The sequence below is a fragment of the Streptomyces sp. NPDC047130 genome (genome assembly GCF_040643475.1).
In the GTDB taxonomy this organism is placed as follows: Bacteria; Actinomycetota; Actinomycetes; order Streptomycetales; family Streptomycetaceae; genus Streptomyces.
Window position 1 is genome coordinate 1 of record NZ_JBEYUK010000024.1, and the last position, 23265, is coordinate 23265.

Annotated in this window: 1 protein-coding gene; it reads left to right on the plus strand. The window is 74.6% G+C overall.

Going from position 1 to position 23265, the window contains the following annotated elements:
- Window positions 1-12 precede the first annotated feature (12 nt).
- Window positions 13-23202: an amino acid adenylation domain-containing protein gene (locus tag ABZ836_RS24160; protein WP_361145331.1), complete on the plus strand. Its 23190-nt coding sequence runs from the start codon at window positions 13-15 to the stop codon at window positions 23200-23202.
- Window positions 23203-23265: the final 63 nt, after the last annotated feature.

Sequence of the window (23265 nt, forward strand, 5' to 3'; positions counted from 1 at the left end):
TTGGCGGGTGGTGTGACGGTGATGTCGACGCCGTCGGTGTTCGTGGAGTTCTCCCGGTTGCGGGGGACGGCTGCGGACGGGCGGTGCAAGAGTTTCTCGGCGGACGCGGACGGGGCGGGCTGGTCCGAGGGTTGTGGTGTGCTGGTGCTGAAGCGGTTGTCGGTGGCGCGGGCTGCCGGGGATCGTGTGCTGGCGGTGATCCGTGGTTCGGCGGTGAATCAGGACGGGCGGTCGCAGGGGTTGACGGCTCCGAACGGGCCGTCGCAGCAGCGGGTGATCCAGGAGGCGTTGTCGCGTGCGGGGTTGTCCCCGGCGGACGTGGACGCGATCGAGGCGCACGGGACCGGGACTCCGTTGGGTGATCCGGTGGAGGCGGGGGCTCTGGCTGCGGTGTTCGGGCCGGGGCGGCCTGCCGGGCGGCCGGTGTGGTTGGGGTCGTCGAAGTCGAACATCGGTCATGCGCAGGCGGCTGCGGGTGTGGCTGGTGTGATCAAGATGGTGCTGGCGTTGCAGCACGGGGAGTTGCCGCCGAGCTTGTACGCGGAGCGGCCCAGCGGGCACATCGAGTGGGAGGGCAGCGGCCTTGAACTGCTGGGGGAGGCGCGTGCCTGGCCGCGGGACGAGTCCCGGCCCCGGCGCGCGGGCGTGTCCTCCTTCGGCCTGTCCGGCACCAACGCCCACCTGATCCTCGAAGAGCCGCCGACGGGGACGGAGACCGCACCGGAACCCGAGGAGGCGGTCCCCGGGCCCGAGGCCGGCGGTGTGTTACCGGTGGTGGTCTCGGGCCGGGACGCGGACGTGGTGCGGGAGCAGGCCCGCCGCTGGGCCGCATGGTGGCGTGAGCACCCGGAGGTGTCCCTGGACCGGGTCGCCTCCACCGCGCTGTGGCACCGCAGCCGGTTCGACGCCCGCGGCGCCGTCCTCGCCACCACCCGCGACGAGGCCATCGACCGCCTGGAGGCCCTCGCCGCAGGCGGCGACGCCGTGGGAGTGGTCGCTCCCGTCGAGACGCCGGCCGCGGAGGACCTCCTGGCGGCCGGCCCCGGAGGCGTCTGGGTCTTCCCGGGCCAGGGATCGCAGTGGGAGGGCATGGGCCGGGCCCTGCTCGAGCACTCTCCCGCGTTCGCCCACGCGGTGGCGGCCTGCGACGCGGCTCTGCTGCCGTGGACCGGACGGTCCGTCACCGAGGTGCTCACCGGGCGGCGTCCCCTGTCCGGGGTGGAGGAGGTGCAGCCCGCGCTGTTCGCGATGAGTCTCGGTCTGGCCGCGTGGTGGGAGTCCATGGGCGTCACCCCCAGGGCGGTGATCGGGCACTCGCAGGGCGAGGTGGCCGCCGCCGTGGTGGCGGGCATCCTCACCGTCGAGCAGGGCGCGAAGATCGTCGCCGCCCGGTCCCGGGCCGTGGCCACCTGCCGCGGCAGCGGTGGCATGGCCGTCGTCGAACGCGGCGTGGACTGGATCACCGAACGCCTCACCGGCACCGGACTGTCCGTGGCCGCGGTCAACACCCCGAACTCGACCGTGATCTCCGGGGACGGCGACGCCCTCGACACCCTCCTCGCCCGCCTGCGGGCCGAGGACGTGTTCGCGCGGCGGGTGCAGGTGGACTACGCCTCGCACAGCGCCCAGATGGACCCGTTGCTGCCCGCCCTGGCCGAGGAGCTGGAGGGTCTGCGGCCGGCGGCCGGACGGATCCCGATGTACTCCACCGTCCACGGCCGCCTGATCCACGGCACCGAGCTGGACGCCGACTACTGGTGCGCCAACCTGCGCCGACCGGTCCGCTTCGACCAGGCCGGCCGGGCGGCGGCCGACGACGGCCACCACACCTGGATCGAGATCAGCCCCCACCCCGTCATGGCCATGGCGCTCGACGAGGTCACCCGTCAGCACGGCGGGACCGCCGTCGCCACCGCGCACCGGGACCGGGCCGACACCACCGACCTCCTCACCTCCTGGGTCCGCGCCGGACTCGCCCGGGAGACCGGGTGGCCGTGGGAACGCGCGGTGCCGCGGACACCCGTCGAAACCACCCTCCCCACCTACGCCTTCGACCGCCGGCGGTACTGGCTCGCCACGCCCACCGGCATCCAGGCCGACCCCTCGGCCTGGGGCGCGGACGGACTCGACCACCCCTGGCTCGCGCTCTCCACCCCCCTGGCCGACGACGACGGACTCCTCCTCACCGGCACGATCGACGCCACCGCCGCGGGACAGAGCTGGCTGGGCGACCACAAGGTGTTCGACACCGTGCTCCTGCCCGGCACCGGGATCCTCGACCTGGTCCTCACCGCCGCCGAACGCGTCGGAGCCCGCACGGTCGACACCCTGACCCTCACCACCCCCCTCGTCCTGCCCGACGACGGCGCGCTGCGCGTCCAGGTCGCCGTCACCGGCGCCGACGCCGACGGATCCCGCCAGGTCACCGTCCACACCCACCCCGACCCCGACACCCACCCCGACGCGCCCTGGACCACCCACGCCACCGCCCGGCTCACCCACCGGACCGCCGGCGACCCCGACGACCAGGGCTTCCGGGACCTCCGGAACCGGCCGGCCGGCGCCACCCCGGTGGACCTGGACGGCTTCTACGAGCGGCTGCGCGAACGCGGCATCGACTACGGCCCCGCGTTCCAGGGACTGGTGGAGCTCTCCCGCAGCGGTGACACCGCCTACGCCGTGGTCCGCCTGCCCGAGACCGAGGCCGGGGCCGGGGCCGGGGCGGGGACCGGGACCGCGACGGCAGGCGACTTCGCGGTCCACCCGGCGCTGCTGGACGCGGCACTGCACGCCGTCTCCGCGCTGGACGCCGACACCGCGGACGTCTCCCTCCCCTTCGAGTGGACGGGGGCGGAACTGTACGCGACCGGCGCGACCGAACTTCGCGTCCGGATCGAGCGGGACCCCGCGTCGTCCCGGGTCCGGCTCTGGATGGCGGACGCCCACGGCGATCCGGTGGCCCACGTCGAAGCGCTCGCCCTGCGTCCGGTGACCGGGCGGCAACTGCGGCCGCGCACGGGCGGCCACCTCTACCGGCTCGACTTCCGGCGTCCCCGCACCACGCGCGAGGCGCCTGCCGCGACCTGGGTGCTCACCGGCTCCGGTGACCTCGCGCGGGTGACCGGCGGACGGGCCGTCACCGACCTGGACGCGCTGCGCGCCCGGCTCGACGCCGGTGACGAGCCCCCGGCCCGCCTCGTCGTCGACAGCACCACGCAGGGGCCGGGCGACCTGGCGGACGCCGTGCGCACGGCCACCGCCACCGGACTGAGCCTGCTGCAGGACCTGCTGGCCGAGCCCCGCCTCGACGGCACCGAACTGGTCTGGGTGACCCGGGAAGCCGTTCCGGTCGAACCGGGGGAGGGCGTCGACGGCCTGCAGCACGCCCCGCTGTGGGGCCTGGTCAGGGCCGCGCGCGCCGAGTACCCGCAACGATCGCTGCGCCTGGTCGACGTCGGGACCGGAGCCGAGGACGCCACCGCGCTCGCCAGGGCGGTGACCGTCACCGAGGAACCCGAGATCGCGGTCCGCGGAGGGGAGATCCGCGTCGCGCGGCTGGTCGCGGTCGCACCGGAGCCGGAGGACGCCACCGCGGACGCTCCGCCGTCGGACCGAACGGCGCCGGGAACGGCGCTGATCACCGGAGGCACCGGTGAGCTGGGCAGGGAACTCGCCCGGCACCTGGTGCGCACCCGCGGCGTCCGGCGTCTCGTGCTGACCTCGCGTCAGGGCGACCGGGCACCGGGAGCCGCCGCCATCGCCGCCGAACTCACGGCGGCCGGCGCCGAGAGCGTACGGATCGCGGCCTGCGACGTCGCCGACCGGGAGGCCCTCGCCGGTCTGATCGGTTCCCTCGACGATCTCGACTCGGTGTGGCACCTGGCCGGCGTGCTCGACGACGGATTGCTGCCGGACCAGAGCACGGAACGGCTCGAACGCGTCCTCGCCCCCAAGCTGGACGCCGTGCTGCACCTGCACGAACTCACCCGGGACCACCCGCTGTCCGAGTTCGTCATGTTCTCCTCGCTCGCCGGGGTGCTCGGAAGCGCCGGCCAGAGCACCTACGCCGCGGGCAACGCGTTCCTCGACGCCTTCGCCGTACGGCGGAGGCACGCCGGCCTGCCCGCCAGGAGTCTGTCCTGGGGGCTGTGGGAGCAGGGCGGCACGGGGCTGACCGCGCACCTCGGCCAGGCAGAGCTGAACCGGATCCGGCGCCTGGGCGTCGAGCCGCTGTCCGTGGACGAAGGGCTGCGGGCACTCGACGCGGCGCTGGCGACCACGCCGTCGCTGGGCCATCTGGTTCCCGTACGGCTCAGGACGGCCTCGTCGCACCGCAACCAGGACGAGGTGCCGGCGCTGCTGCGCGGCCTGGTCAGGACACGCCTCCGGCGGGCGAACGCGGGGGAGGCCCCGTCGGGCCTGCGGGGCAGGCTCGCGGCGCTCTCCCCCGACCGGCGGCGGGAGTCCGTGACGCTGCTGGTGCGTTCCGCGGCGGCGACCGTGCTCGGCCTCCGGGACGAGGGCGAGGTGCCGCCCCAGCAGGTGCTCAGGGACCTCGGCCTCGACTCGCTGATGGCCGTGGAACTGCGGCGCCGGATCTCGCAGGACACCGAGGTGTCCCTGCCCGCGACGCTCGCGTTCGACCACCCGACCCCGGCCGCCATGGCGGAATACCTCCTGGAGCGGATGGACCTGTCACCGGCCGCCCTGCCCGCCGAGGCCGTCGTCCCGGCCGCGGACGAGGACGACGACCCCGTCGCGATCGTGTCGATGGCGTGCCGGCTGCCGGGTGGGGTGGAGACGCCGGAGGAGTTCTGGGAGCTGTTGTCCTCGGGCGGGGACGCGGTCGAGGGCTTCCCGTCGCGGTGGGACGGCTGGGACGTGTACGACCCGGACCCGGAGGCCGCCGGCAAGACCTACGCCCGTGAGGGCGGTTTCCTGCGGGACGTCGAGGAGTTCGACGCCGCCTTCTTCGGGATCCCCCCGCGCGAGGCGCAGGGAATGGACCCGCAGCAGCGGCTCGTGCTGGAAGCCTCGTGGGAGGCCCTCGAGCGCGCCGGACTCCGCCCCGAGACCCTCGAGGGCAGCGACACCGGCGTGTACCTCGGCGCGATGGGATCGGACTACGGCCGTCTGCACGGACACGACCTGAACGTGCTCGACGCGTACGGCTCGCTGGGCAGCGCCGGAAGCGTGCTGTCGGGTCGGGTTTCGTATGCGTTGGGTTTGCGGGGGCCTGCGGTGACGGTGGACACGGCGTGTTCGTCGTCGTTGGTGGCGTTGCATCTGGCGGTGTCGGCGTTGCGGCAGCGTGAGTGTGATGTGGCGTTGGCGGGTGGTGTGACGGTGATGTCGACGCCGTCGGTGTTCGTGGAGTTCTCCCGGTTGCGGGGGACGGCTGCGGACGGGCGGTGCAAGAGTTTTTCGGCGGACGCGGACGGGGCGGGCTGGTCCGAGGGTTGTGGTGTGCTGGTGTTGAAGCGGTTGTCGGTGGCGCGGGCTGCCGGGGATCGTGTGCTGGCGGTGATCCGTGGTTCGGCGGTGAATCAGGACGGGCGGTCGCAGGGGTTGACGGCTCCGAACGGGCCGTCGCAGCAGCGGGTGATCCAGGAGGCGTTGTCGCGTGCGGGGTTGTCCCCGGCGGACGTGGACGCGATCGAGGCGCACGGCACGGGGACTCCGTTGGGTGATCCGGTGGAGGCGGGGGCTCTGGCTGCGGTGTTCGGGCCGGGGCGGCCGGTGGAACGGCCGGTGTGGTTGGGGTCGTCGAAGTCGAACATCGGTCATGCGCAGGCTGCTGCGGGTGTGGCTGGTGTGATCAAGATGGTGCTGGCGTTGCAGCACGGGGAGTTGCCGCCGAGCTTGTACGCGGAGCGGCCCAGCGGGCACATCGAGTGGGAGGGCAGCGGCCTCGAACTGCTGGGGGAGGCGCGTGCCTGGCCGCGGGACGAGTCCCGGCCCCGGCGCGCGGGCGTGTCCTCCTTCGGCCTGTCCGGCACCAACGCCCACCTCGTGATCGAGGAACCCCCCGCCGAGGAGGCCGTGACCGCGGAGGCGGTGACGGAGGGTGTGTTCCCGGTGGTGGTGTCCGGCCGGGACGCGGACGTGGTGCGGGAGCAGGCCCGCCGCTGGGCCGCCTGGTGGCGCGAGCACCCGGAGGTCTCGCCGGGCCAGGTGGCGTCCACCGCTCTGTGGCACCGGAGCTGGTTCGGACACCGGGGTGCGGTCCTCGCCACCTCCCGCGACGAGGCCATCAGCCGGCTGGAGGCGCTCGCCGAGGGCACCGACACGGCAGGCGTGATCGCCCCCGTGGAGGGACTGGGCGCCGAGGCCCTCCAGGGCACCGACGCCGGCGGCGTGTGGGTGTTCCCCGGCCAGGGCTCGCAGTGGGAGGGCATGGGACGGGCGCTGTGCGAGCACTCGCCGGTGTTCGCCGAGACCGTGGCGGCCTGCGACGCGGCTCTGCTGCCGTGGACCGGACGGTCCGTCACCGAGGTGCTCACCGGGCGGCGTCCCCTGTCCGGGGTGGAGGAGGTTCAGCCCGCGCTGTTCGCGATGAGCCTCGGTCTGGCCGCGTGGTGGGAGTCCATGGGCGTCACCCCCAGGGCGGTGATCGGGCACTCGCAGGGCGAGGTGGCCGCCGCCGTGGTGGCGGGCATCCTCACCGTCGAGCAGGGCGCGAAGATCGTCGCCGCCCGGTCCCGGGCCGTGGCCACCTGCCGCGGCGGCGGTGGCATGGCCGTCGTCGAACGCGGCCACGCATGGGTCGCCGAACGCCTGGCGGGTACCGGCCTGTCGATCGCCGCGGTCAACACGCCCGCCTCCACGGTCGTCTCCGGGGACGGCCGAGCCCTGGACGCGCTCGTGGCCAAGCTGCGGGCCGAGGACGTGTTCGCGCGGCGGGTGCAGGTGGACTACGCCTCGCACAGCGCCCAGATGGACCCGTTGCTGCCCGCCCTGGCCGAGGAGCTGGAGGGTCTGCGGCCGGCGGCCGGACGGATCCCCATGTACTCCACCGTCCACGGCCGCCTGATCCACGGCACCGAGCTGGACGCCGACTACTGGTGCGCCAACCTGCGCCGACCGGTCCGCTTCGACCAGGCCGGCCGGGCGGCGGCCGACGACGGCCACCACACCTGGATCGAGATCAGCCCCCACCCCGTCATGGCCATGGTCCTGGACGAGGTCACCCGTCAGCACGGCGGGACCGCCGTCGCCACCGCGCACCGGGACCGGGCCGACACCACCGACCTCCTCACCTCCTGGGTCCGCGCCGGACTCGCCCACGCGGACGCCTGGCCGTGGCACCGGCTGGTCCCCCGGGCAGCGGTGGTGAGCGGGCTGCCCACCTACGCCTTCGACCGCCGCCGCCACTGGCCCGCCGCCCCCGGCACCACCGCGGCGCTGTCACCGGGCCGACGCGTGGACGGGGCGGACGACCACCCGTGGCTCACCCGGTCGACGCCGCTGGCCTCCGGCGACGGACTGATCCTCACCGGCACGATCGACGCCACCGCCGCCGGACAGAGCTGGCTGGGCGACCACAAGGTGTTCGACACCGTGCTCCTGCCCGGCACCGGAATCCTCGACCTGGCCCTCACCGCCGCCGAACGCGTCGGAGCCCGCACGGTCGACACCCTGACCCTCACCACCCCCCTCGTCCTGCCCGACGACGGCGCGCTGCGCCTCCAGGTCGCCGTCACCGACGCCGACGCCCACGGGCGCCGCCAGGCCACCGTGTACAGCCATCCGGACCCGGACACCCACCCCGACACGCCCTGGACCGTCCACGCCACCGCGCAACTCGCCCACGACACCCCCGCCCACGGCACCCCCGCCCACGACCCCGCGTCCGTCGACTGGGCGTCCGTGGTCGCCTCCGCGGAACGCGTGCCCCTGGACGGGTTCTACGAGCGCTTCCGCGAGCGCGGACTCACCTACGGCCCCGCGTTCCAGGGCCTCAGCGACCTGTGGCGTCAGGGCGACGAGCTCTACGCCGTCCTCCGCCTTCCGGAGCGCCTGCGGCCCGAAGGGTTCACGATCCACCCCGCCCTCCTCGACGCCGCGCTCCACACCATCCTCACCGCCGAGGAGGCCGACGACGCGACCACCCGGCCCCGTGACGCCGCTCCGCGCCGCGGGAAGCGCGTCCTGCTGCCGTTCGAGTGGAACGACGCCCGGCTGTACGCCACCGGGGCCTCGGTCGTGCGGGTGCGGGTGCGCCTCGACGGCACGCGCGAGCAGGCCGAGCTGTGGGTGACGGACGAGAACGGGGACCCGGTCGTCACCGCGGGCCTCCGACTCCGCGAGGCCGGTGCGGACAGCCTGCGGACCGCCGCCCAACGGCACCTGTACCGGCTGGAGTTCCAGGAGTGCCCGTCGCCCGCCGCCGAGCCGGCGGTCACCGTGATCACCGACGGCCCCCTCGCGGCCGTGCTCGGACTGCCCACACGGGACACCGAGGGGACCGGACCGGCCCCCGCCCGGACCGTGGTCGACGCCACCCAGCCCTTCGGCACCGCCGAGGAGTTCACCGCCGAGGCCCTGGTCCGGGCGCGTGACCTCCTGGCCGGTCCGCGGGCGGCCGGCGCCGAACTGGTCTGGGTGACCCGTCAGGCGGTGGCCGTCGACGAGGACGAGTCCGTCGACCTGACCGCGGCGCCCCTGTGGGGTCTGCTGCGCGCGGCGCGCGCCGAGGGACACCCGGTGCGCCTGGTGGACATCGACAAGGACGCCGACCCGGACACCGTGCGGACGGCGCTGCACCTCTCCGAGCCGGAGCTGGTCGTCCGCGGCCGAACGGTGCGGACCCCCCGGCTGGTCCCCCTCTCCCCGCGCGACACGGCGCCCGCCGCCGTCAGCGGCGACGCGGCCCGCGCACCGGGCACCGTGCTGATCACCGGCGGCACCGGGGAACTCGGGCGGCAGGTCGCCCGGCACCTGGTGAAGACCTGGGGGGTGCGCCGACTGGTGCTGGCCTCCCGCCGGGGCGACGCGGCGGACGGTTCCGACGCACTGGTCGCCGAGCTGACCGCCGCCGGGGCCGACAGCGTGCGCGTGGTGGCCTGCGACGTCACCAGCCGCGACCAGGTGGCCGGACTCCTGGAGTCCCTCCCCGACCTCGACGGCGTGTGGCACCTCGCCGGCGTGCTCGACGACGGGCTGCTCACCGACCAGACCCCCGAACGCCTGGAACGGGTCTGGGCGCCGAAGGCACGCGCGGCCCGCTGGCTGCACGAGCTGACCGCGGACCGGCCGCTGACCTGGTTCGTGGTGTTCTCCTCCGCCGCCGGTGTCCTCGGCAGCGCCGGACAGAGCGTCTACGGCGCGGCCAACGCGTACGCGGACGCGGTCGTGCTCGAACGGCGTCGGCAGGGACTTCCCGGACTGAGCCTGTCCTGGGGACTGTGGGAGCAGGCCGGAACCGGACTGACCGCGCACCTCGGCCAGGCGGAACTCGCGCGGATGCGCCGGCAGGGAGTCGCCGCGCTGACCGGCGCGCAGGCGCTGGGAGCCCTCGACACGGCGCTGACCGGCCGACGCGCCCACCTCGTCCCCCTGCGGCTCGACCTGTCCGGCGCCGAGGACGCCCGATCGCCGCTGCTGCGCGGCAGGACCCGCCCGCGGAGGCTGGCGGACACCCGGACCGAGGCCGCCGGCACCGGCTGGTCCGCACTGCCGGAACCGCGACGCCTCGAGGCACTCCGCGAACTCGTGCGCCGCGAAGCGGCCGAGGCGCTGGGCGGCGCCGACGCGATCAGCCCCGAGGCACGGTTCACCGACCTCGGACTGGACTCCCTGATGGCCGTGGAACTGCGCCGCAGGCTCTCCGCCGGGACCGGACTGTCGCTGCCCGCGACGGCCGTCTTCGACCACCCGACGCCCGCCCGCCTGGCCGAGTACCTCAACGACTGCCTGCGGGGGACGCACCAGGACACGGACGACGACACGGGCCGCGCACGCGTCGAACGCGTCGAGCGGCGCGACGTCCACCCGGCGACCGAGGGACAGCGCCGGCTGTGGTTCCTGGAGCAGATGCGTCCCGGCACGGCCGACTACAACGTCACGATGCCCGTCCGCGTCGCCGAACCCCTGGACCGCGCCGCGTTCGCCTCCGCCGTCGCGTTCGTGGTGCGGCGGCACGAGGCACTGCGCACCGGCCTGGAGAGCCGCGACGGCGAGCTGGTCCAGGTGGTGCACGACGAGTACGGCACCCCGCTGCGCTTCGAGGAGGCGGCCGGTCCCCAGGACCTGGCCGACCGGATCCAGACCGAGGCCGAGTCGACCTTCGACCTGTCCGGCCCGGTGCTGTTCCGCTGCCTGGTGCTCACCGCCTCGGACGAACAGGTGGTCTGCCTCACCCTGCACCACGCGGTCATCGACGCCTGGTCGATGGTCATGGTGCTGAACGAGCTCTTCGCCGCGTACGGGCGGTTCCGCGCCGGCCTCGAGCCCGACGGCGGGAGCGGGCCCCTCGTCCACCTCGGCGACTACGCCGCCTGGGAGCGGCACTCCCTCGAACAGGGAGCCTTCGGCACGGGCCTGGACTTCTTCCGCGACGAACTGACCGGGGCGCCGCGCCTGGAACTCCCGCCCGGCGACCCCGACTCCGTCCCGGACAAGATCGGCTTCACCCTGCCCGGCGACCTCCGGAGCGAACTGGAGGCCCTGGCCGCCGACGCGGGGGTCACGCTGTACACGGTGCTGGCCGGCGCCTTCGCGGTGCTGCTCTCCCGGTACAGCGACCAGCGGGACTTCAGCATCGGCACGGTGTGGTCCGGGCGCGGACTGCCCGGCGCGGCGGGGATCGTCGGCTTCCTCGCCAACACCCTGCCGGTGCGCTGCGACCTCTCCGCCGACCCGACCGTGCCCGACCTGCTCCGGGCGACGAAGAACCGGGTGCTCGGCGTGATGGAACACCAGAACGTGCCGCTGTCCGAAGTGGTCAAGGCCGTCGACGCCGAGCGCAACGGCGAGGAGAACCCGCTGTTCCGGGCCGTGTTCAACTACGGCCTGGGCGCGGAGCCGGACGACGACACCTGGCAGCCCCTCCCCGGCAGTCACACCGGCAACGTCGCCGGAACCGCCAAGTTCGAACTGACCATGAGCCTGGCGCCCGCCGGTGAAGGGCTGCGCGGGGAACTGGAGTTCCTGTCGCACGTGCTGGACCGCGCGTCCGCGCACCGCATGGTCGGCAACCTCGAGACGCTGCTGCACTCCTTCGCCCAGGACAGCGGTCTGCCCGTCAGCCGCCTGGCCCTGCGCCACGCCGAGGAGGAGGGCCGGTTCCGGCGGCACGGTGACGACGCGACGCCGGAGCCGGCCGCACCGCCCGCCCCGCGGCCGGAGCCCACCCGGACGGCCACCGGCGCGGACCGGGTGTGGGAGACGGTCGTCACGGCCTGGTCCCAGGTCCTGGAGCTGGAGCCGGCCGAGGTGGACCCGGACAGCGGGTTCTTCGACCTGGGCGGCACGTCGCTGACAGCGGTACGGGTCCACGAACTGATCCGCGCCGACCTGGAGATCGAGTTCCCGCTCTCGGTGCTGTTCCGCCACTCCACCGTGCGGCAGCTCACCGCGTTCCTGAAGGCCGAGGTCATGCCGTCGGCGACCACGGCGACGGCGCCCGCCGGACCGCGCGCGGAAGCGCGAGCGCGAGCGCAAGAGCACGAGAACCCGCACGCGCACACGCACACGCACGCTGATGCGCACGCTGCCCCCGACGCCGACGCCGACGCCGACGCCGACGCCGCCGCCGCCGACGCCGCCGCCGCCGCCGAGAACGCGGTGGCGATCGTCGGCGTCGCCCTGCGCCTGCCGGGCGCCGGCAGCGTGCGGGAGTTCTGGGCGAACCTGCGGGGCGGTGTGGAGTCGATCCGCCGCTTCACCGACCAGGAACTGCTGGACGCCGGGGTGCCCCGGAGCGTGCTGGACGCCCCCGGGTTCGTCCCGGCCAAGGGCTACGTGGGGGACGCCGACCTCTTCGACGCCGAGTTCTTCGGCTACTCGCGGTCCGAGGCGGAGAACATGGACCCGCAGCACCGGCTCTTCCTGGAGACGGCCTGGCAGGGCCTGGAGAACGCGGGCATCGTGCCCGACACCCACCCCGGCCGCATCGGAGTCTTCGCCGGCGCCGGATTCGGCGGCTACAACGCCGGAAGCGTCCGCGGCGACGAGATCACCGAACTCCACGAGTTCTACCGCAACCTCCTCGGCAACAAGTCCGACTTCGTGTCCACCAGGGTGGCGCACAAGCTGAACCTGCGCGGTCCCGCGCTGACCGTGCAGACGGCGTGCTCCACGGGGCTGGTGCTCGCGCACCTGGCGCGGCAGAGCCTGCTGCGCGGGGAGACCGACGTGGCCCTCGTCGGCGCCTCCGCCCTGACGTATCCGCTGGAGTACGGCTACTACCACCAGGAAGGCTTCGTGTTCTCCCCGGACGGCTCCTGCCGCGCGTTCGACGCCGACCGGCAGGGCACCGTCGTCGGCAACGGCGTGGTGGCGGTGGTGATGCGGCGGCTGTCGGACGCGGTGGCGGCCGGGGACCGGATCTACGCCGTGGTGCGGGGCAGCGCCGTCAACAACGACGGTTCGGACAAGGTCGGGTTCACCGCCCCCAGCGTGAGCGGCCAGGCCACGGTGATCAGCGACGCCCTCGCCGACGCCGGGCTCTCCTCGGCCGACATCGGTTACGTCGAGGCGCACGGCACCGCCACCGCCATGGGCGACCTGATCGAGATCCAGGCGCTGCGGGAGGTGTTCACCCCGGACCGGGAGGAGCCCTGCGCGGTCGGGTCGGTGAAGTCGAACATTGGCCACGTCGACGTGGCCGCGGGCCTGGCCGGCCTGGTGAAGGCGGCGCTGTGCGTCTACCACGGTGAGCTGGTGCCCACGGTGAACTTCCGGCGCCCCGACCCCGAGCTGGGCCTGGACGGCTCGGCGGTCCTGCGGGTCAGCGCCGACAACCGGGCCTGGACGGGCGTCCGCCGGGCCGGGGTGTCGTCGTTCGGCATCGGCGGCACCAACGCCCACCTGGTCCTGGAACAGCCCCCGCGGCCGGCCCCGAAGCCGGCCCCCGCACCGGACGCGGCGTTGGTGGTCGTCTCCGGACGGACCCCGCAGGCGCTGAGGGACCAGGCCCGGCAGTGGGCCGACTGGCTCACCGAGCACCCCGACACCGACCTCGCCGACCTCGCCCGGACCAGCACCCGACACCGCCGGCACTTCGAGCACCGGGCCGCCGTCCTCGCCCACGACCTCGACGAGGCGGTGCGCGCACTGACCGCGCTCGGGGACGGACACACCGACGACGCGGTGAGCACCGGGGTGGCCCGGCACCGCGGCAGGGTCGCGTTCGTCTTCGCCGGCCACGGTTCCCAGTGGCCGGACATGGCCCGGCGCCTGCTCGCCCAGAGCCAGGCCTTCGCCGACACCGTCGACCGCTGCGACGGGGCACTGCGCCCCTGGACCGGCTGGTCGGTCCGCGACCTGCTGGAGAACCCCGGGGCGAACGGACTGAGCCTGGACGACGTCGAGGTCGCCCAGCCCGCGCTGTTCACGGTCGCCCTCGGCCTGGCGGCGGTGTGGCGGTCCGTCGGTCTGGAACCGGAGGCCGTCGTCGGGCACAGCCAGGGAGAGGTGCCCGCCGCCGTGGTAGCCGGAGCGCTGACCTTGGAGGAGGGCGCCAAGGTCGTCGCCGTCCGCAGCCAGGCGTTCTCCCGCATCGAGAGCGGCTCCGGCGGCATGGCCCTGCTGGGGCTGCCGCTGACCGAGGTGGAGGAACTCCTCGCCGCGTACGACGGAGCCCTGTCGGTGGCCGCGGTGAACACCCCCGGCTCGGTGGTGGTGGCCGGGGCACCGGACGCGGTGGACGACCTCCTCGCCCGGCTGGCGGACCGTGACGTCTTCTCCCGCCGGATCAAGGCGGACCGGGCCGGACACTGCGGCCTGGTCGACCCCATGCTGCCCGAGGTCGAAGCGGCCCTCGGCGATCTGCGCCCCCGCCCGACGACGGTCCCGATGTACTCCACGGTGACCGGCGCGCCGATCGGCGGAGAGGCCCTGGACGCCCGGTACTGGTGCCGCAACCTCCGGGAACCGGTGCGCATGGACCTGGCACTCGACGCGCTGCGCGCCGACGGCCACGGCGTCTTCACCGAGATCAGCGCCCACCCGATGCTGGCCATCCCGCTGACCGCGTTCACCGCCGACAGCGGGGGAGTGGTCCTGCCCAGCCTGCGCCGGGACCACGGCGGCCTCGAGGAGATCGTGCGGGGCCTCGGGCACCTGCACGCCCACGGCCACCCGGTGGACTGGACCCGGATCGCCGACGGGCCCGGCCGCCTGGCCGACCTGCCCGGCTACGCCTTCCAGCGGCAGAGCTACTGGATCGACGGCGGAGCCCGCCGCACCCCGCAGGAACCGACGGCGCCCCCGGAGAACCTGGCGGCCCGGCTGGCGGCACTGCCCGGGCCGGCCCGCGCCCACGCCGTGCTGGAGGCCGTGCAGGACGTCGTCCGCGGCGTCCTCGGCCTCACCGGACCCATGCCCGTGGACGAGCGGTTCCAGGACCGCGGGCTGGACTCGATGATGGCGCTGCAACTGCGCAACCGGCTCAGCGAGGTGACCGGCACACCCCTGCTGTCCACGCTCGCCTTCGAACACCCCACGCCGCAGGCGGTCGCGGACCACCTGCTGGCCGAGGCCTTCTCCGAACTGCCGTCCCCCGGGCTGCCCATGGAACGCGCCGAGCGGCGCGACGTCCACCCGGCGACCGAGGGCCAGCGCCGGCTGTGGTTCCTGGAGCGGATGCGACCGGACTCCGCGCAGTACAACGCCGTGCTCCGCCTCGAGGCGGACAGCCCGCTGTGCCCGGAGACGTTCGGCCGGGCCCTGCGCGCGGTGATGGAACGCCACGAGGCGCTGCGCACCGGACTCGAACTCCGCGACGGCGAACTGGTCCAGGTGGTGCACCAGGAGTTCACCGTCCCGCTCCGCCACGAAACGGCGGCCGACGCCGACGCGCTCGATCGGATGCTGCGCGCCGAGGAACGGACCCCGTTCGCGCTGGACGCCGAGACCCTGTTCCGCTGCCTGCTGGTGGACTCCGGCGGCGGGTCGACCCTGTGCCTCACCCTGCACCACGCCGTCACCGACGGCTGGTCGCTGTCCCTGCTCCTCGACGAGCTGCACCGGACGTACCGGACCCTCGCCGAGCAGGACACCCCCCGGCTGCCGGACGTCCGGTACCACCTCGGTGACTACGCCCGATGGGAGAAGCAGTCCCTCGAACAGGGCGCCTTCGAGCGCTCGCTCGAGTACTTCGCCTCCGAACTCGACGGCTCCCCCCGTCTGGAACTCCCCTCCCGCGACGCCGCCGAAGGCGAACAGGGCGACGCCGTGCACTTCACCGTGCCCGCGGAGCTGCGGGCCGCACTGGACGAGCTGGCCACCCGCACCTCCGTCACCGGCTACACCGTGTACGTCAGCGCCTTCGCGGTCCTGCTCGCCCGCTACACCGGCCAGGACGACTTCAGCATCGGCACCATCTGGTCGGCGAGGGAACTGCCGCAGGTCGCCGAGACCTTCGGCTTCCTGGCCAACACCCTGCCGCTGCGCTGCGACCTGACCGAGGCGGTGACCTTCGAGGACGTCCTCGCCCGCACCCACACCCGGGTACGGGGAACCTTCGAGCACCAGAGCGTTCCCCTGACCGAGGTCGTGCGCATCGCCGGCGGTGACCGGACCGGCGAGGAGAACCCGCTGTTCCGGGCGGTCTTCAACTACGGCGGGACGGCCCTCCCCGCCATCGGCACGGGCGGGACGGCCTGGCGGCTCCCCGCCACGGGAAGCGTCTCCGGCAACGTCCAGGGCGCGCCGAAGTTCGAACTGGGCCTCACCCTGACCGCCGACGGTGACGTCCTGCGCGGCGAGCTGGAGTTCCAGCCCCACGTGCTGGACCGGGACGCGGCCCACCGGATGGCCGCCAACTTCGCGACCCTGCTGGCGTCGCTCACCGCCGACCCCTCCCGCCCCGTCCGGGAGGCCGAACTGCTCTGCGACGCGGAACACCGGTGGCTCGCCGAACACGGCGGCGACACCGCGGCCCGGCCGGCCGCGGAGACCGCGTGCCGGCGCATCCTGGACCAGGCCGCACGGACGCCCGACGCGGTGGCCGTGGAGTCGGACGGACGCGCACTCACCTACCAGGAGGTGTCCGCCAGGGCCCGCGCGGTCGCAAGGCAGCTCGCCGGCCTGGGCGTGACCCGCGGCGACCTGGTCGGTCTCTGCCTCCCCCGCACGGTCGACCTGCCGGTGGCGATGCTCGGCACCTGGATGGCCGGGGCCGCCTACGTCCCGCTCGACCCCGCGTACCCGAAGGCGCGCCTGGACCATGTGGTGTCCGACAGCGGGCTCGAGGTCGTGATCTCGAGCGGCGCCCTCGCCGGGGTCCTGCCCGACGGCCTGCGGGTACTGCCTGTCGAGGCCGTCACGGAGACCGGACGGGACGGAGCACCGGACGGCGCTCCGCCCGCCCGGCCGGAACCGAACGACCCCGCCTACGTCCTCTACACCTCGGGCTCCACGGGGACCCCCAAGGGCGTCGTCGTCGAGCACGCCCAGTTCGCCGCGTTCTGCCTGGCCATGGACGAACGCGTCGGCGGCGGCGCCGACGGCACCTGGCTCGCCGTGACCAGCGTGTCCTTCGACATCTCCGGCCTCGAACTGCTGTGGACCCTGACCAGGGGCTACCGCGTGATCGTCGCCGGCGGTGAACCCGGCGGCTGGGCCGGACACCGGAAGCACCGGCCGACGCACCTGCAGTGCACGCCCTCCCTGGCCAGGATGCTGCTGGCCGACGCGGACGGCCGCGCCCTGCTCGGCGGGCTGCGCCGGCTCCTCGTCGGCGGCGAAGCCCTCGACCGCGGCCTCGCCGGCCGGCTGCTGCGCACCTGCGGCGGCGACGTGCTCAACATGTACGGGCCCACCGAGACCACGATCTGGTCGACGACCTGGCCGGTCGAGCCCGGACCCGTCTCGCTCGGCACGCCCGTGCCCGGCACCCGGCTGGCCGTACTCGACCGGCACGGGCGGCCGGTGCCGCGCGGCTGCCGGGGTGAACTGTGGATCGGCGGTCACGGTGTCGCCCGGGGCTACCTGAACCGGGCCGCCCTCACCGACGAGCGGTTCGTGACGGACCCGTGTCCGGGCGCCGGACGCATGTACCGCACCGGGGACGTCGTCCGCCACCGCGAGGACGGCTCACTGGAGTACTGCGGACGCGTGGACGACCAGGTGAAGCTGGCCGGACACCGCATCGAGCTCGGCGAGATCGAGTCCGTCGTCGCCGGGTGCGACGGCGTCCACGAGGCCGCCGCGGTGGTACGGCAGGACGCCGGCTCGCCGGCCCTGTGGGTCTACTACTCCGGCGACGCCGACCAGCGGGTCCTGGCCGCCCACGCCGCGGCGCGGCTGCCGGCGCCCATGCTGCCCGCACGCTGGGTGCGGCAGGAGAGCCTGCCGCTGACACCGAACCGCAAGATCGACCGGCTCGCCCTCGCCGCACTGCCCGCGCCCCGGCAGGAGCCCCCACGGCCGGACGCCGCGCAGCCCGCCGCGGGCGACGACCGGGTGCGGGAGACGGTCCTCTCCGCCTGGTCCCAGGTCCTGGGACTGGAACCGGTCGAGGTGGAGCCCGACCGGGGCTTCTTCGAACTCGGCGGAACGTCCATGGCGGCGCTCCGCGTCCACGAGCTGATCTGCGCCGACCTGGGCCGCGAGTTCCCGCTCTCGGCGCTGTTCCGCCACCCCACCGTGCGGCAGCTCACGGCATTCCTGCGCGGTGACGCCACGAGCGTGGTGGCCGGGCCGGCGCCGCGGCGGCGCGCGGACGGCGCCGGGGACGGGGACGACGGCGCGGTGGCCATCGTGGGCGTCGCCCTGCGCCTGCCCGGCGCCGACGACGTGGACCGGTTCTGGGCCAACCTGCGGGGCGGTGTGGAGTCGATCCGCCGCTTCACCGACCAGGAGCTGCTGGACGCCGGGGTGCCCAGGAACGTGCTGGAGACCCCCGGATTCGTCCCGGCCAAGGGCTACGTGGAGGACGCCGACCTCTTCGACGCCGAGTTCTTCCGGTGCTCTCCGTCCGACGCCGAGAACATGGACCCGCAGCACCGGCTCTTCCTGGAGACGGCCTGGCAGGGCCTGGAGAACGCGGGCATCGTGCCCGACGGGTATCCCGGCCGCATCGGAGTCTTCGGCGGCGTCGGCTTCGGCGGCTACGACCAGGGCGACCCCGAGGACGCCTCCGAGGTGTTCCGTTCCGCGATCGGCAACAAGAACGACTTCCTCGCCACCCGCCTGGCCCACATGCTCAACCTGCGGGGGCCGGCCCTGACCGTGCAGACGGCGTGCTCCACGGGACTGGTGGCCACCCACCTGGCGCGGCAGAGCCTGCTGCGCGGGGAGTCCGACGTGGCCCTCGTCGGCGCCTCCGCCTTCACCTTCCCCCTGGAACAGGGCTACCAGTACCAGGAAGGGTTCGTGGCCTCGCCGGACGGCCACTGCAGGCCCTTCGACGCCGACCGCCAGGGCACCGTCATCGCCAACGGCGTGGTGACGGTCGTGATGCGGCGGCTGTCGGACGCGGTGGAGGCCGGGGACCGGATCTACGCCGTGGTGCGGGGCAGCGCCGTCAACAACGACGGCTCGGACAAGGTCGGGTTCACCGCCCCCAGCGTGAGCGGCCAGGCCACCGTCATCACCGACGCCCTCGCCGACGCCGGGCTCTCCTCGGCCGACATCGGTTACGTCGAGGCGCACGGCACCGCCACCGCCATGGGCGACCAGATCGAGATCCAGGCGCTGCGCGAGGTGTTCACCCCGGACCGGGACGAGCCCTGCGCGATCGGGTCGGTGAAGTCGAACATCGGCCACGTCGACGTGGCCGCGGGCCTGGCCGGGCTGGTCAAGGCCGCGCTGTGCGTCTACCACGGCGAGTTCGTCCCGACCGTCAACTTCCGGGCGCCCGACCCCGACCTGGGCCTGGACGGCTCGGCGGTCCTGCGGGTCAGCGCCGACAACCGGGCCTGGACGGGTGTCCGCCGGGCCGGGGTGTCGTCGTTCGGCATCGGCGGCACCAACGCCCACCTGGTCCTGGAACAGCCCCCGCAGCCGGCCCCCGCACCGGACGCGGCGCCCGGCGTGTTGCCGGTGGTCGTCTCCGGGCGCACCCCGCAGGCGTTGAGGGACCAGGCCCGGCAGTGGGCCGACTGGCTCACCGAGCACCCCGACACCGACCTCGCCGACCTCGCCCGGACCACCACCCGACACCGCCGGCACTTCGCCGAACGCGCGTCGGTGACCGGACCCGACCTGCCCGCCGTCGTCGAGCGACTGACCGCCGTCGCCCGCGACGAGCCGCACGCGTCGGTCACCGTCGCCACCGCGCGGCCGGGGAAGGTCGTGTTCGTCTTCCCCGGCCAGGGATCGCAGTGGCCCGGCATGGCCCGGAGTCTCTTCGCCGAGAGCCCGGCCTTCGCCGACACCGTCGACCGCTGCGACGAGGCGCTGCGTCCCTGGACCGGCTGGTCGGTCCGCGACCTGCTCCAGGACGACGACCGCATCGCCTGGGACCGCCTGGACGTCGCCCAGCCGGTGCTCTTCACCATGTACCTGGGCCTCGCTGCCGCCGTGCGGGAGCTCGGTCTGGAGGCACAGGCCGTCGTCGGACACAGCCAGGGCGAGATCGCCGCGGCCGTGGTCGCCGGCGCCCTCACCCTGGAGGAGGGCGCCAGGATCGTGGCCGCGCGCAGCACCGCCCTCGCCGCGCTGACCTCGGACGGTGAGATGGCGACGGTGGAACTCCCGGTCGCCGAGGTCGAGGCCGCGCTGGCCCCCTACGGCGACGCCGTCTCGGTCGCCGTGGTGAACACCCCCCGCTCCACGGTCGTCTCGGGAGACCGGGACATCGTGGAGAAACTGCTCTGCGCGTGGGACGACCAGGACGTGCCCTGCGGCACGTTGAACGCCGCCTGCGCGTCCCACAGCGCGCACATGGACCCGTTGCTGCCCGGCCTCCGGGAGCAACTCGCCCCGCTCGGCCCCCGCCCGTCCGCCGTCCCCCTGTACTCCACGGTGCTGGGGCGGCGGGCCGCGGGTGAGGAACTGGACGCCGGCCACTGGTGCCGGAACCTGCGCGAACCCGTGCGGCTCGACCTCGCCCAGCGGGAACTTCTCGCCGACGGATACACGGTGTTCGTCGAGATCAGCCCGCACCCCGTGCTGGCCATGCCGCTCGCCGACGGCGGCGCGGACCGGGACGCGGTCGTCCTGGCGGCGATGGAGCGCGGACAGGGCGGCCTGGACCGCCTCCGGCGCACACTGGGCGAACTGCACGCGCACGGCGTCGACGTCGACTGGTCGGCGGCCGTCCCCGGCGGACGTCCGGTCGGTCTGCCCGGATACGCCTTCCAGCGGCAGCGCTTCTGGCGGGAACCGACGCGCCGCCCGGCGACCGACCAGCCGTTCTGGGACGCGGTCGACGCGGTCGACGCGGTCGAGGCGGTCGAGGCCGGCGGTGCCGTCGGCGCGGAGGGCGCGGAGGGCCTGGAGGCGTTCCTCGAACTGCTGGGCGCGTCCGAGCGGGACAGGGACAGCGTGAGGGACGTGCTGCCGCTGCTCCGGCGTTGGCGGGCGGGCCGTGACGGCGCCGCGGGCATCGCCGACTGGCTGTACGAGGAGTTCTGGCAGCCCGGCGAGCCCGCCCCCGCACGGGCGGGCGGGGCCTGGGCGGTCCTGGGGGACCGGTCGTCCCCGCTCACCGAGCTGGAGACGGCCCTGCGCGAGGCGGGAGCGGAGACGCACGCGGCGGGCACGGACCCGGCAGGTCTGGCGGCGCTGCCCGAGGCGTTGGCGGGCGTGGTCGTCCTGACGCCGTGGGAGGAGGACGACGCCCGGGAGGGCTTCCTCCGCGTCGTGGCGCTCCTGCAGGAACTGGGGATCCGTCACCCGGCGACCCCCGTATGGCTGGTGACCCGCGGCGCGGTCGGTGTGGACGCGACCGATCCGGTGACGCGCCCCGCCCAGGCCCTCTTCCACGGCCTGGGCCGGGTCGCCGCACTGGAACGCCCCGAGGGCTGGGGCGGCACCGTCGATCTGCCCGGGCGGCTCTGCCCGGACTGGGCCGAGCAGGTGGTGCGTGCCGTTCTCGCCGGTGACGACGAGGACCAGGCCGCGGTCCGTGCCGGTGGCCGGTACGTGCGGCGACTGCGGCGCGTGACGCCGCCGCCGACTCCGGCGTGGCGGACGAGCGGTACCGCCCTGATCACCGGCGGTACGGGCGTTCTCGGCCGACGGCTCGCCGGCTGGCTGGCGGAGCGCGGGGCACGCCGGGTGGTGCTCGCCTCCCGCTCCGGCGAGATCCCCGCCGGGAGCCGGAAGGACCTCGAGGCGACCGGGGCACAGGTCGTCACGGTGGCCTGCGACGTGAGCGACAAGGAACAGGTCGCCGGGCTGATCGCCCGGATCGACGCGGACGGCCCTCCGCTCACGGCGGTGGCACACCTGGCGGGCGCGCCGGGGATGTCCCTGCTGGCCGACCTCGACGGCGCCCGCGTGGCCGAGGAACTCGCCGCGAAGGTGTCCGGTGCCTGGCATCTGCACGAACTGCTCGGCGACCGGCCGCTGGACGCGTTCCTGCTCTACGGCAGCGGCGCGAGCCTCTGGGGCGCCGGCGCCGGAACGGTGTACGCGGCCGCCAACGCCGCGCTGGACGCCCTCGCCCGGCACCGGGTGGCCGGCGGCCGCACGGCCACCGTGGTGCACTGGGGCGGCTGGGCCGGCGGCGGCATGGTGACCGAGGAGGCCGCGGAACAGCTCAGGCTGCGGGGCCTGCGGTTGATGCCCCCGGACCGCGCCCTGAGCGCGCTGGACGCGGTGCTCGGCTCGGACCGGGTGGCGCTGGGGGTCGCCGACGTCGACTGGTCCCGTTTCACCCCGACGTTCTGCGTCGCCAGGCGGCGCCCGCTGCTGCTGGGCATCCCCCAGGCGCGGGCGGAGATGACCGGCAGGCGGACCGGGAGCGGGCTCGCCGAGCGGCTCGCGGGCCTGGCCCCGGACGCGCGGCTGAGCACGCTTCTCGACCTGGTCCGTGAGGAGGCCGCCGCCGCCCTGGGCATGGCCGAGGTACCGGCCGAACAGCCCCTCCAGCAGCTCGGCATGGATTCGCTGACGGCGGTCGGACTGCGCGCCCGACTCGCCAGGCGCAGCGGACTGCCCCTCGGCACGGACGTGCTGTTCCGCAACGGCAGCTGCGCGGCCGTCGCGGAACACCTGCTCGGCGAGCTCACCGGGCGCCGGCCCGGCACCGAGGCGGCGCACGAGCCGTTGGTGCGTGTCCTCAAGCCGGTGCCGCGACCCCGGGCGCGGATCGTGTGCATGGCGGGGATGGGCGGCACGACCACCTCCCACGTTCCGCTCGCCCCGCACCTGCCCGAGGACGTGGAACTGCTCGGCGTCCGGATTCCCGGGCGGGAGGGACACGGCGGGGAGGCCCCGCCGGTCGACGTGGACGTCCTCGTCGACCGCGTCGTGGCGGAGCTGTCCGACCGTCTCGACGTGCCGACCGTCCTGTACGGGCACAGCCAGGGCGCGACGGGCATGTGGGAGGTCGCCCACCGGCTGGGCAGCAGGCTGACGCGGCCGGAACTGTCCCTTGTCGTCGCCTGCGCGCTCCCGCCGTTCGGCGAGGCGCCCGAGGCGCTCCGGCGGTTCCAGGAAGTGGCGACGCTGTGGGACACCGCGGCGCCCGAGACCCTGACCGAGGCGTTCCGGGGCATGCTGCCCGACGCGATCCTCGCCAGCGACGAGGTCTTCGCCGCCTACCTGGAGAACCTGCGGAACGACTCCGCGATGTGGAACCGGCACCAGCTCCTGCTGGACGCCGACCGCCGGGGGCCGCTGGACATCCCCGTCACCGCGGTCTCGGCCACGGCCGACCCGGTGCTGCCCGACGGCACCATGGCGGGCTGGGCCACGCTGACCAGCGGCACGTTCACGGTCCGGACCATCGAGGGCGCGCACGCGGCGCCCCTCGAGAACCCGCAGGCCATGGCCCTGCACCTGACCGCCGCGATTCCCGGCGCGGTGCCCGGCGCGGTGCCCGGCGTGACCCCCGGCGCGGTGCCCGCGCTCGCCGGGTGAGCCCGTGGCGTCCGCCGTCACCCGACGGCGGACGCCACGACGGCGCCGTGACCGCCGCGGATC